Source organism: Mycobacteroides abscessus ATCC 19977, from assembly GCF_000069185.1.
Taxonomy (GTDB): Bacteria; Actinomycetota; Actinomycetes; order Mycobacteriales; family Mycobacteriaceae; genus Mycobacterium; species Mycobacterium abscessus.
Genome location: NC_010397.1, coordinates 2,390,811 through 2,402,856 on the forward strand (window position 1 = coordinate 2,390,811; position 12,046 = coordinate 2,402,856).

The following is a 12,046-nucleotide window of genomic DNA, read 5'->3' on the forward strand; positions in this document are numbered from 1 at the left end:
GCTGACGATCGGCACGATCCGACATGGAAGGCTCCCTTCTCGTACTCGTTCTCGTTCGTTCTCGACTGCCGGCGATCTGCGCCAGCTACCTCACCGTAACTGTGGGCACCGCGCATTACACCGTTTAGCTCAAGTTGAGGTTGACCGGCGGTGGCCGAAGGCTTGCCGAATATATTTGCGCTCTTGTGCATAATGATACAGAATTGGTCTCATGACTACTGGGTTCTCGGTCGCGGTCGCCGGTGCCAGCGGATATGCAGGCGGGGAAATCCTGCGCCTGCTGCTGGCACATCCGGCGTACACCGCGGGCCGTCTGCGTATCGGAGTGCTGACCGCCGGTTCGAACGCCGGCAGCAGCCTCATCGAGCACCACCCGAATCTGACGCCGCTCGCTGACCACAAACTACAGCCCACCGATTCCACGCTGTTGCGGGGGCATGACGTGGTTTTCCTGGCGTTACCGCATGGATCTTCGGCAAAGATCGCCGAGGAACTGGGCCCGCAGACCCTCATCATCGACTGCGGTGCCGATTTCCGGCTGACCGATGCCGCGGCATGGGAGCGTTACTACGGGTCAAAGCACGCGGGAAGCTGGCCGTACGGGCTGCCTGAGCTTCCGGGCGGCCGGGATGCGCTGCATGGCACCAAGCGCGTCGCGGTGCCGGGCTGTTACCCGACTGCGGCACTGCTGGCCCTGTCGCCCGCGGTGACCGCCGGTTTGGTGGAGCCATCGGTCACGGTGGTGGCGGTGAGCGGCACCACCGGTGCGGGCCGCGCCCCCAAGGCCGAGCTACTTGCCTCCGAGGTGATGGGGTCGGCTCGCGCGTACAACATCGCCGGCGCCCACCGGCATACCCCTGAAATCGCTCAGGGGCTCAAGCATCCGTCGGGTGGTCCGGTGAGCGTGTCGTTCACGCCGGTTCTCATCCCGATGCCCCGCGGCATTCTCGCCACCTGTACGGCGCCGACCACGGCCTCCCTGTCGGAGATACGCGACGCTTACGAGGACGCTTATCGGACCGAAGAGTTCATTCACGTGCTGCCCGAGGGGCACTTGCCCACCACGAAGGCGGTGGTGGGGAGCAACGCGGTACACATCGGACTCGCGGTCGACCCCGATGCCGGTGTGCTGGTTGCCGTCGCCGCTATCGACAACCTGGTCAAGGGCACCGCGGGTGCCGCAATCCAGTCCATGAACCTCGCCCTCGGCTGGCCCGAGGCCGACGGGCTGTCCATCGTGGGAGTGGCGCCGTGACCAACGAAACTGTGATCTCACGGCTCGTGCGCACGCAAGGCGTCACCGCACCCGCGGGCTTCAAGGCCGCCGGAATCAGCGCTGGTATCAAGGCTTCCGGAAAACCGGACCTTGCGCTGATATTCAACGAGGGCCCCGACTACGCCGCGGCGGGCGTCTTCACCCGCAACAAGGTCAAGGCCGCCCCGGTGCTGTGGTCACAGCAGGTACTCACGACGGGCCGCCTGCGTGCCGTGATTCTCAACTCGGGTGGGGCCAACGCCTGCACCGGACCGCAAGGATTCCAGGACAGCCATGCCACCGCCGAAGAGGTCGCCAAGACGCTGAGCGACTGGGGAACGCAGACCGGTGCCATTGAGGTCGCGGTGTGCTCCACCGGCTTGATCGGTGATCGACTGCCGATGGACAAGGTGCTGGCCGGGGTACAGGAGATCGTGCACGAACTGGCCGGGGGACTGGGCGGTGGAACCGACGCCGCGCACGCCATCATGACCACCGATACCGTGCCCAAAGAGGTTGCGCTGCATCACAAGGACGGTTGGACGGTGGGCGCCATGGGCAAGGGGGCGGGCATGCTTGCCCCGTCCCTTGCCACCATGCTGGTGGTCATCACGACCGATGCGGCGGTGCCGGCCGAACAACTTGATTCCACGCTCCGCTTGGCGACCGCACGCACCTTCGACCGGCTCGATGTCGACGGCAGTTGCTCCACTAACGACACCGTACTTCTGTTGGCTTCCGGGGCCAGCGAGATCACGCCCGACGCGGCGGAATTCGCCGAGGCGGTGTTCCAGGTGTGTGACGATCTCGCCGCGCAACTACAGGCCGACGCCGAGGGCGTCACCAAGCGGATCTTGATCACTGTCACCGGTGCTCTCAGTGAGGACGACGCGGTGGCCACCGCGCGGGTTGTCGCTCGCGACAGCCTGGTGAAAACGGCCCTGTTCGGCTCCGACCCCAACTGGGGGCGGGTGTTGGCCGCGGTCGGCATGGCGCCGGTAGAGCTCGATCCAGATCGAGTCACGGTGTCGTTCAACGGAAATCTTGTGTGTGCCAACTGCACCGGGCTGCCGAGTGCCCGCCAGATCGACCTGTCGGGGCCCGAGGTCGAGGTACTCATCGACCTTGGTGCCGGAGACCGGTCGGCAACCATCCGCACCACCGATCTGTCGCACGCCTATGTCGAAGAGAACTCGGCGTACAGCTCGTGAAGGCAACCAAGAAGGCCACGAAAAAGGCCGCTGTGCTGGCGGGCGCGCTCCCGTGGCTCAAGAAGCTGCACGGCACCATCGTCGTCATCAAGTACGGCGGTAACGCGATGACCGACGACGCGCTGAAGAACGCCTTCGCCGAAGACATGGTGTTTCTGCGCAACTGTGGTATCCACCCGGTCGTCGTGCACGGCGGAGGCCCGCAGATCAGCGCGATGCTGAAAAAACTCGGTGTCGACGGTGAATTCAAGGGTGGGTTCCGCGTCACCACGCCGGAGGTGCTCGATATCGCGCGCATGGTGCTATTCGGCCAGGTTGGCCGCGAGTTGGTCGGATTGATCAACAGCCACGGACCGTATGCGGTCGGGATCACGGGTGAGGACGCGCAGCTGTTCACGGCCGTCCGGCGCACCGCGACGGTGGATGGAGTCGAGACCGATATCGGATTGGTCGGTGATGTCGCACAGGTGAGTCCCGAGGCTATTCTCGACCTGATCGACGCCGGCCGTATCCCGGTGGTCTCGACGGTGGCGCCGGATGCGGACGGCGTGGTACACAACCTGAACGCCGATACAGCAGCCGGTGCGCTCGCGGAAGCCCTTGGCGCCGAACGTCTCCTGATGCTCACCGACATCGAAGGCCTGTACACAGACTGGCCGGACCGAGAGTCCTTGGTCACGGAGATCGCGGCCGAAGATCTGCGGTCGCTGCTACCGAAGCTGGAATCGGGGATGATCCCGAAGATCGAGGCTTGCTTGCGAGCCGTCGACGGTGGGGTGCCCAGCGCCCACATCATCGACGGGCGTGTCGAGCATTGCGTGCTGGTCGAACTGTTCACCGACGAGGGCGTCGGGACAATCATCAGGAGTAAGTCGTGACCGAAGCACCAGACAGCACCTCCCGGGCACAGCAGCGCTGGGAGCACGTCATGATGAACAACTACGGCACACCGCCGATTGTTCTCGCCGAGGGCGAGGGCGCCGTGGTTACCGACGTTGACGGCAAGCGGTATCTGGATCTATTGGGCGGTATCGCGGTCAATGTGCTGGGGCACCGCAACCAATCAGTCATCGACGCCGTCACCCAACAGCTCTCCACCCTGGGCCACACGTCGAATCTGTACGCGACAGGGCCGGCCATCGAACTCTCCGAGGCGCTGGTCGCCCGGCTGGGGGTGCCCGGCAGGGTCTTTCTCTGCAACTCCGGCACCGAGGCCAACGAGGCCGCCTTCAAACTGACCCGTCTTACCGGTCGCACCAAAGTCGTAGCGGCCGAAGGGGCTTTCCACGGCCGGACCATGGGATCGCTGGCGCTCACCGGCCAGCCGGCCAAACAGGCACCATTCGAACCGCTACCGGCGGGTGTGCTCCATGTGCCGTACGGCGATCTCGCCGCCATAGAGGCTGCTGTCGACGGTGACACGGCCGCCGTGTTCCTGGAGCCGATCATGGGTGAGGGCGGCGTGGTCGTGCCACCGGAGGGCTACCTGGCGGGGGTGCGCGAGATCACCGCACGCCATGGCGCGCTCCTGGTGCTCGACGAGGTGCAGACCGGAATCGGCCGCACCGGAACGTTCTTCGCGCATCAGCAGGCCGGTATCACCCCTGATGTCGTCACCCTGGCCAAGGGCCTGGGCGGAGGGCTCCCCATCGGGGCATGCATCGCCACCGGCGCGGCAGCCGACTTACTCACCCCTGGCATGCACGGCAGCACGTTCGGCGGCAATCCGGTCTGCGTGGCAGCGGCATTGGCGGTGCTGCGCGTGCTCGACGAACAGGACCTTGTCGACCATGCCGCCGCGGCGGGCAAGTCATTGAGTCATTCCGTTGAAGAACTCAACCATCCGTTGGTCGATCGGGTGCGCGGTGCGGGACTGCTTCTCGGCATCGTCTTGACGGAGCAACGCGCCAAGGCCGCCGAGACGGCCGCGCGCGAGGCCGGGTTCCTCGTCAACGCCGCCGCACCCGATGTGCTGCGGCTGGCGCCACCGCTGATCATCACCGATGAACAAATCGGGGAATTTGTCACCGCGCTGCCGGGAATCCTCGACACCGCCGCAGAACAGGAGCAGGCATGATTCAGTCGAAGTCACTTCGCCATTTTCTGAGGGACGACGACCTCTCACCTGCCGAACAGGCCGAAGTCCTCACGTTGGCAGCCGAACTCAAGAAGGCGCCGTTCTCGCGGCGCCCGCTGGAGGGGCCGCATGGGGTAGCCGTCATCTTCGAGAAAAACTCCACGCGAACCCGATTCTCGTTCGAAATGGGTATCGCGCAGTTGGGCGGGCACGCGGTGGTCGTCGATAGCCGCACGACTCAGCTCGGGCGCGAAGAGACCCTGGAGGACACCGGGCAGGTGCTGTCGCGCTACGTGGAAGCCATCGTGTGGCGTACCTACGCGCAGGAGCGCTTGACCGCCATGGCAAGTGGTGCCTCCGTACCCATTGTCAATGCCCTCTCCGACGATTTTCATCCGTGCCAGGTACTCGCTGATCTGCAGACGCTGGCCGAGCGCAAGGGCTCGCTGGATGGGCTTCGTCTGACGTACCTGGGTGATGGCGCCAACAATATGGCCCACTCGTTGATGCTCGGTGGGGTGACAGCCGGTATCCACGTGACCATCGCCGCGCCCAACGGGTTTGCGCCACACGCCAAATACGTGGCCGAGGCCGAGAAGGTGGCCGCGACTACGGGTGCTTCGGTGTCGGTCACCGCCGACCCGCGCTCCGCCGTGGCCAGGGCCGATGTGCTGGTCACCGATGCCTGGACCTCGATGGGGCAGGAGAACGATGGGCTCGACAGGGTACGGCCGTTCCGGGCGTTCCAGGTGAACGAGGACCTGCTTGCCCTGGCGGATTCCGAAGCCGTTGTCCTGCACTGCCTTCCCGCTCACCGCGGTCATGAAATCACGGACGGGGTGATAGACGGCCCGCGCAGCGCGGTGTGGGACGAGGCCGAAAACCGTCTGCACGCCCAGAAGGCGCTGCTGGTGTGGTTACTGGAGAACCGACGATGACTGCCTCGCACGCGGCCGATACCCGAGCCGGGCGGCAAGCGCGCATCATCGCGCTGCTGTCCACCCAGTCGGTGCGCAGCCAGAGCGAATTGGCCGCGTTGTTGGCCGCCGAGGGCATCGATACCACCCAAGCCACCCTGTCGAGGGATCTGGACGAGCTCGGAGCCGTCAAGCTCCGCGCGGCCGATGGTGGGGTGGGTGTCTACGTGGTACCCGAGGACGGTAGTCCAGTTCGTGGGGTGTCCGGCGGCACCGATCGGCTCTCCCGGTTGCTGGGGGAGTTGCTGGTGTCCACCGACGCCAGCGGTAATCTCGCGGTACTGCGCACGCCGCCCGGTGCCGCGCACTATCTCGCCAGCGCAATCGACCGCGCCGCATTACCCGACGTTGTCGGGACCATTGCGGGGGATGACACCATTGCGGTGATCGCCCGCGAACCCTTGACCGGAGCCCAGCTCGCCGCACAGTTCGAACAGCTTGCCTAGAAACTAGAAAGAAGAAGTAGGAATGCCCGTAGAACACTCTGACCGCGTAATCCTCGCCTACTCGGGCGGTCTCGATACTTCCGTGGCGATCAGCTGGATCGGCAAGGAGACCGGCCGTGAGGTCGTCGCCGTCGCCATCGATCTGGGCCAGGGCGGCGAGGACATGGAAGTGGTGCGCCAGCGCGCCCTGGACTGCGGCGCGGTTGAGGCCGTTGTGGTGGACGCACGCGACGAATTCGCCGAGGAATACTGCCTACCCACGATCCAATCCAACGCGCTGTACATGGATCGGTACCCGCTGGTGTCCGCGATCAGCCGTCCGCTGATCGTCAAGCACCTGGTTGCCGCGGCACGCGAGCACGGTGGCGGGATCGTCGCTCACGGCTGCACCGGCAAGGGCAACGATCAGGTGCGCTTCGAGGTTGGCTTTGCCTCGCTAGCACCAGATTTGGAAGTACTGGCGCCGGTGCGTGACTACGCGTGGACCCGCGAGAAGGCGATCGCGTTCGCGGCAGAGAACGAGATTCCGATCAACGTGACGAAGAAGTCGCCGTTCTCGATCGATCAGAACGTATGGGGACGCGCGGTGGAAACCGGCTTCCTGGAAGACCTTTGGAACGCGCCGACCAAAGATGTGTACGACTACACCGAAGACCCGACCCTGAACTGGGGCGCACCCGACGAGCTGATCGTCACCTTCGACAAGGGTGTACCAACTGCCATCGACGGCCACCCGGTCAGCGTGTTGGAGGCCATCGTCGAGCTCAACCGCCGGGCGGGTGCACAGGGCGTGGGTCGCCTGGACGTGGTCGAAGACCGGCTGGTCGGCATCAAGAGCCGTGAAATCTATGAGGCGCCGGGTGCGATGGTTCTGATCACCGCACACGAGGAGCTCGAACACGTCACCCTGGAGCGCGAACTTGGCCGCTACAAGCGACGCACGGACCAGAAGTGGGCCGAGCTGGTGTACGACGGGCTCTGGTACTCGCCGCTGAAGCGTTCACTGGAGGCCTTTGTCGCCGATACCCAGCAGCATGTGTCCGGCGACATCCGGCTGGTGCTGCACGGCGGCAACATCGCCGTCAATGGCCGCCGCAGTCCTGAATCCCTGTACGACTTCAACCTGGCGACCTACGACGAGGGCGACAGCTTCGATCAGTCCAGCGCCAAGGGCTTCGTGCATATTCACGGTCTGTCCTCCAAGATCTCCGCGCAGAGGGACCTCTCGGGCAAGTGAGCACCAACGAAGGCTCGCTGTGGGGCGGCCGGTTCGCCGGCGGCCCAGCCCCGGCGCTGGCGGCATTGAGCAAATCCACTCATTTCGATTGGGCGCTGGCGCCTTACGACATTCAGGCGTCGGTTGCTCATGCCCGAGTGCTCCGCAAGGCGGGCCTGCTCACCGATGAACAACTCGGTGCCCTGGTCGAGGGCTTAGAGCAGCTGGGTCGGGATGTCGCGTCGGGCGTGTTCGTCCCAGCCGATACCGACGAGGACGTACACGGTGCCCTCGAACGCGGGTTGATCGAACGGGTGGGCCCTGACATCGGCGGCCGTCTCCGTGCCGGCCGATCCCGAAACGATCAGGTGGCCACACTGTTTCGGATGTGGCTGCGCGACGCGGCCGGACGCATCTCCGAGGGCGTGCTCGACGTCGTGCAGGCATTGGCGGATCAGGCCGGGGCACATCCGGATGCGATCATGCCGGGCAAGACTCATTTGCAGGCCGCCCAACCGGTGCTGCTTGCGCATCATCTGCTCGCGCACGCGCAGCCGCTGCTGCGCGACGTCGACCGGCTCGTGGACTGGGACCGGCGCACCGCCGTCTCGCCCTACGGCGCCGGGGCGCTGGCGGGTTCCTCGTTGGGCCTAGACCCCGATGCCATCGCGCTGGATCTGGGTTTCACCGCGGCCGCGGACAATTCGATCGATGCGACGTCGTCACGCGATTTCGCTGCCGAGGCTGGCTTTGTTTTCGCGATGATCGGCATCGATTTGTCGCGGCTGTCCGAAGACATCATTTTGTGGGGCACCACCGAATTCGGGTACGTCACCCTCGACGACTCATGGTCTACCGGCAGTTCGATCATGCCGCAGAAGAAGAACCCCGATATCGCCGAGCTGGCGCGCGGCAAGACGGGGAGGTTGATCGGTAATCTCACCGGCTTGCTCGCCACTTTGAAAGCGCAACCGTTGGCGTACAACCGGGACCTGCAGGAGGACAAGGAGCCCCTGTTCGATTCGGTGTCCCAGTTGGAGCTGCTGCTACCCGCGATGGCGGGGCTCGTCGCCACGCTGCGGTTCCACACCGAACGGATGGCGCAGCTCGCGCCCGCCGGATTCACGCTGGCCACCGATCTAGCGGAATGGATGGTGCGACAAGGCATTCCGTTCCGCGTCGCGCATGAGGCGGCGGGGGAGGCGGTTCGGGTGGCCGAGGCACGTGGTGTCGGACTGGAGGACCTTACCGACGAGGAGTTCGCAGCCATTCATCCGGAACTGACCGGAGATGTACGCGCCGTGCTCACCACGGCCGGCTCTGTCGCCTCGCGCGATGCACGCGGTGGCACCGCCCCAGAGCGGGTAGCGGAGCAGCGTGAACTGGTGCTGGCCCGTCTGAACGTGCTTCGCGGTCAGAACGGCCGCCATCCAGGCTAATATCCAGCCATGGACGGTGAGCCGGACCCGACATTGTCGGGCCCCGGTCCGGGGGGAGAGACGCCGGACGACCCGAACGCGGTATGGCGCCGCCCCGGTGCGGAGGGGCCATTTGCGCCCGCCGCGCCCGCCACGCCCACCGCCGAAGGCCAGCAGCCTCCCGCGTCGCAGGGGGTCGTCGGCCGGCTGACCACCTGGGTCCGGTCCTGGTGGCACGACCTTGAGTTTGTCCAGATGTGGCATGTCGTGGCCGTGGCGGCGATTCTTGCCACCGCGGGTTTTGGCGGTCTGGACACCGTAGATAAAACGCCGAAGACCTTCGACGTGGGACAGCCGTTCGACAACAATCAATTCGTTATCGTGGTGAAGAAGGCCAGAGTCGTGCCAGAAGTCGTTGGCGACGGCCGCGTGCTGGCAAAGGCGAAGCCGGGGCGCGTCTATCTGGGTGTGATCGCCGAGGTCACGAACAAGGGCTCGATGCCCGGCAGTGTCTCGGCCATGTTCTCGTTACCCGAGGTGCCCGATGTCTGGGATCCGGAAATGATGAGCAAGGGAAAACCAACAAGTTTCCGACTCCATGACCAGACACCGCTGTACGTATTGCAGCCTGGGCTGACCGAGGACGCAGTGGTGATTTGGAACATTCCTGCGACTGCGGTGAAGCCGGGGGCAAACGTCGAAGTAAAAGTGCCCTTTCGTAAATACGCAGCGGCAGGCTATGTGATCTACGGAGCCAGCTGGCGTGACACCGACGATTACGCGACAGTTCTTGTCCCTGTAGAGGCTCCACAATGAACCCGATGAAATGGTCTAGGCCGCGTATTGAATCAGCACCATTGCGGATAGCGGTGATCATCTGCGTGGTGATCGCGACGCTTGCGGCTTCCGTGTTTGTCTGGCGGCGGCTTCCGTACGCCACCGATGTCGCCGCGCCATTCGAGGTGCGTGGTTCAGCGGGCACCGTGGTGAGCGGACGACTGTTCTCGGTAACTGTCACGAAAGCTGGCATAGCGCCGGTGGTCAAGCACACCGGGGCTATGCCGAAGGCGCGCAATTTGCAGGCACGAGGGCAGTGGATAGTGGTGAAGGCGACGGTCACCTCGTTGATCGATGCCCATGGTGCGTCTGCGCGGCTCGTCCTCGACGGCAAGGTTTTCTTGCCGGATGACCGACTTCGTTACTCGACATTGGACGCCGCGCTCTTGAGTCCGCTCATTCCGCTCACGGGTGTGTACGTGTTTGAGGTGCCTACTGATTCAGTTGACCGATCCTCACACGCGCAGCTTGGCATCATTTACCAGGAACCCAAACCGATACCCGAACCGACCAAATGGGATTCGGCGTTGCTGATCGATATTCCCATCGATGCACAGCATGCCCCACGCGCAGCGGTTATCGCGTTGCCCGCCAACAAGGCAGGTGCATCGTGACAGAAAATTACGAGATCCCCGGCCCCAAGCATCGCCGTTCTCGAGCGCGAAACCTACTCTCGCAGTTGTGGTTCCGAAATGTGGTGGCCGCGGTGGTGGCTGCGGTCACCATTGCCGCAATCGGATTTTTGTCGTTTCGGGCTCCGTGGGAAACATACCGGGCCAGCGTGACGCCTGCGCACACCGTGCCCGCGGGCCAGTCGCAAGTGATCGACGGCCAAACGTGGGAGTTGGGCGCTATCCGTCATCTTGGCAAATGGCCACGCTCGTTCGCATCCGCCATTCCCAAGGGCACCGAGATCTCCGTGGTCACCATCAAGCGGTCTGGCCCGGCGCCGGCGGTGTACTGCCGGGCACGAATAACCGACGGCACTCACGCGTGGCTGGCCGAAAGCTACAGCGGAATCCCATTCCCGGATGGCACGTCGGATATGTGCTCCAAACCCGGTTCCCTACAGTTCGCGTTCGTTCTGCCCGAGCAGACACAGGCCACCGCCGTCGAGATCATGGATGGCGACCGGATCTCGGTCAGGCTGAATATCCCTGACTAGGCCCTGGCGGCGCCAGTTGGCTTTGATTGTGCGGGTCCGGGTAGTCGAGCACGTCATCTGAAGCAGCGACGGGCGCAGGTTTCAGTTGGTCCTCGGTACGTTCCACGCAATGCGCGAATACCGACGCGATCAAGCAGACCCTTAGTGTCGCAACGAGTATGCCGGAGAGCGCGGCCAGGATCGGCCCGACTCCCGTCCAGAAATAGTCGGGGTGCGGGCCCAGTAGCCATGCGAACCCACGGGTCAGGTATCCGCCGATCTGCATCTGGGGCCGATAAAAACTATCGGCCATATCCAGCCACGACAAACACAAGTACAACAGCACGTATGTCGCAATCACCACAAAGCCGCCATGTAACACCAAGCGCGCCGAATCGACTATGGGCCGGAATTTTCCGAACTGCGACATGGCAAGTTCGCGGGTTTTGCTGCGCGCGCCCTCGGATACGCCGGACAGGCGGCTTTGCACACGATCCGCGGTAGGTGCCAGCCGGTCCGCCACCAGGTCGCCTTGAGCGCCGACGACCGTCCGCAGCACGCCGCGCCAACTCGTCTGATTCGACGAGCCGTAGATGATTCCGGCGATGGCCAGCCAGATCAGCGGAACGCCCGCGCCACTGAAAGCGGTACTCAACGCATCGGTCAATATGTTCCACACTATTTCCAGCGGACGGAAGTGGGAGAAGAGCTCCGCGCGCGTCGTCTCCGCCCAGACCACAACTCGCCGCTCCTTGAACCACGAAGCCGGCTTCAGGAAGAAGGTCAACCCCTTGCTCGCAGAAAACGTCAGCACGAGAAAGACCCACAGCGCGTCCAAATAGACCTGTATCAGCACAAACCATGCGGGCAGGCGTTCCTTAATCGGCTTGACCTTCAGAAGGAATCTGAGCACAAAGGCGCCCACGATCAGGTACCAAACAATGTTGCTAACCGGCAGATTTGATGGATCGAGGTCACTGCCTTGGCCAGGCACGTACGCGGCCTCTCGGTGAAGTCCGACTTTTCTCTCGAAGGCGATCCAGTCATCGGCAAACATCTGCCAGGCCAGGTAGATGGCGAAGAAGGGCAGCACGACATTTGCGAACAGATCGAGATTCTTCAACGACGCTCTCGGCGTGGCGGCCAGTGAGGGAATTGCGGACCGCAGGACCAGGAACATGGCGACGATAGAGCCGAGCCGGGCCAGACCGGCGAAAGGCATCAGCAGGTCCGCCCACAGATAGTTCTTCCAGCCGAACTGCGCCGCTAACTCGATCGCAATGTTTCGGCCCAGCAGGCCCAGCAGATAACACGCAGCCAGCTGAGGCAGATACATCACCCAGAGGCGTAGTGGCCGCAGCAACAGATTCCCCACCGCGTCATCGTAGAGGTTCAGGTGAGGCTGCCGCCCCCGATCCGGGTGACAGGGATTTGGTCTGCCCGATCCGCCCATTGTGACAGGATG

At 64.0% G+C, this 12,046-nt stretch carries 12 protein-coding genes; 11 read left to right on the top strand and 1 reads right to left on the bottom strand.

Going from position 1 to position 12,046, the window contains the following annotated elements:
- The first annotated feature begins 211 nt into the window (after positions 1 to 211).
- The 11 genes from argC to MAB_RS11965 are packed head-to-tail and all read left to right on the top strand — an operon-like array spanning position 212 to position 10,602.
- Positions 212 to 1,255, top strand: a complete 1,044-nt coding sequence (argC, locus tag MAB_RS11915) for an N-acetyl-gamma-glutamyl-phosphate reductase (protein ID WP_005079267.1) — start codon at positions 212 to 214, stop codon at positions 1,253 to 1,255.
- A complete protein-coding gene (gene argJ / locus MAB_RS11920) occupies positions 1,252 to 2,466 on the top strand; it encodes a bifunctional glutamate N-acetyltransferase/amino-acid acetyltransferase ArgJ (RefSeq protein ID WP_005079269.1) in 1,215 nt (404 codons plus the stop codon). Before argC ends, argJ begins: the two co-directional genes overlap by 4 nt.
- A complete protein-coding gene (gene argB / locus MAB_RS11925) occupies positions 2,463 to 3,344 on the top strand; it encodes an acetylglutamate kinase (protein WP_005058672.1) in 882 nt (293 codons plus the stop codon). The genes argJ and argB overlap by 4 nt, the downstream gene beginning before the upstream one ends.
- The gene (locus tag MAB_RS11930) at positions 3,341 to 4,543 is read left to right on the top strand and encodes an acetylornithine transaminase (RefSeq protein WP_005110845.1); all 1,203 of its coding nucleotides are present in this window, start codon (positions 3,341 to 3,343) and stop codon (positions 4,541 to 4,543) included. The genes argB and MAB_RS11930 overlap by 4 nt, the downstream gene beginning before the upstream one ends.
- Positions 4,540 to 5,481: an ornithine carbamoyltransferase gene (gene argF, locus MAB_RS11935; RefSeq protein ID WP_005110847.1), complete on the top strand. Its 942-nt coding sequence runs from the start codon at positions 4,540 to 4,542 to the stop codon at positions 5,479 to 5,481. Before MAB_RS11930 ends, argF begins: the two co-directional genes overlap by 4 nt.
- Positions 5,478 to 5,966, top strand: coding sequence for an arginine repressor (locus tag MAB_RS11940; RefSeq protein ID WP_005058664.1), 489 nt, complete (start codon positions 5,478 to 5,480; stop codon positions 5,964 to 5,966). Before argF ends, MAB_RS11940 begins: the two co-directional genes overlap by 4 nt.
- 22 nt (positions 5,967 to 5,988) lie before the next feature.
- A complete protein-coding gene (locus MAB_RS11945) occupies positions 5,989 to 7,203 on the top strand; it encodes an argininosuccinate synthase (protein WP_005079277.1) in 1,215 nt (404 codons plus the stop codon).
- On the top strand, positions 7,200 to 8,621 hold the full coding sequence (gene argH / locus MAB_RS11950; RefSeq protein WP_005110848.1) for an argininosuccinate lyase: 1,422 nt from the start codon (positions 7,200 to 7,202) through the stop codon (positions 8,619 to 8,621). Before MAB_RS11945 ends, argH begins: the two co-directional genes overlap by 4 nt.
- Positions 8,622 to 8,630: 9 nt before the next feature.
- Positions 8,631 to 9,416, top strand: coding sequence for a hypothetical protein (locus tag MAB_RS11955; protein WP_005110850.1), 786 nt, complete (start codon positions 8,631 to 8,633; stop codon positions 9,414 to 9,416).
- Complete coding sequence (locus tag MAB_RS11960) at positions 9,413 to 10,051, top strand: hypothetical protein (RefSeq protein ID WP_005115239.1); 639 nt, start codon at positions 9,413 to 9,415, stop codon at positions 10,049 to 10,051. The genes MAB_RS11955 and MAB_RS11960 overlap by 4 nt, the downstream gene beginning before the upstream one ends.
- Positions 10,048 to 10,602 carry a CinA family protein gene (locus tag MAB_RS11965; RefSeq protein ID WP_005088913.1) on the top strand — a complete coding sequence of 185 codons (555 nt, stop codon included), beginning with the start codon at positions 10,048 to 10,050 and terminating at the stop codon, positions 10,600 to 10,602. Before MAB_RS11960 ends, MAB_RS11965 begins: the two co-directional genes overlap by 4 nt.
- Here the strand turns inward: MAB_RS11965 and MAB_RS11970 are convergent.
- On the bottom strand, positions 10,580 to 11,956 hold the full coding sequence (locus tag MAB_RS11970) for a hypothetical protein (protein WP_005110852.1): 1,377 nt from the start codon (positions 11,954 to 11,956) through the stop codon (positions 10,580 to 10,582). The two genes, MAB_RS11965 and MAB_RS11970, sit on opposite strands and share 23 nt — an antisense overlap.
- Positions 11,957 to 12,046: the final 90 nt, after the last annotated feature.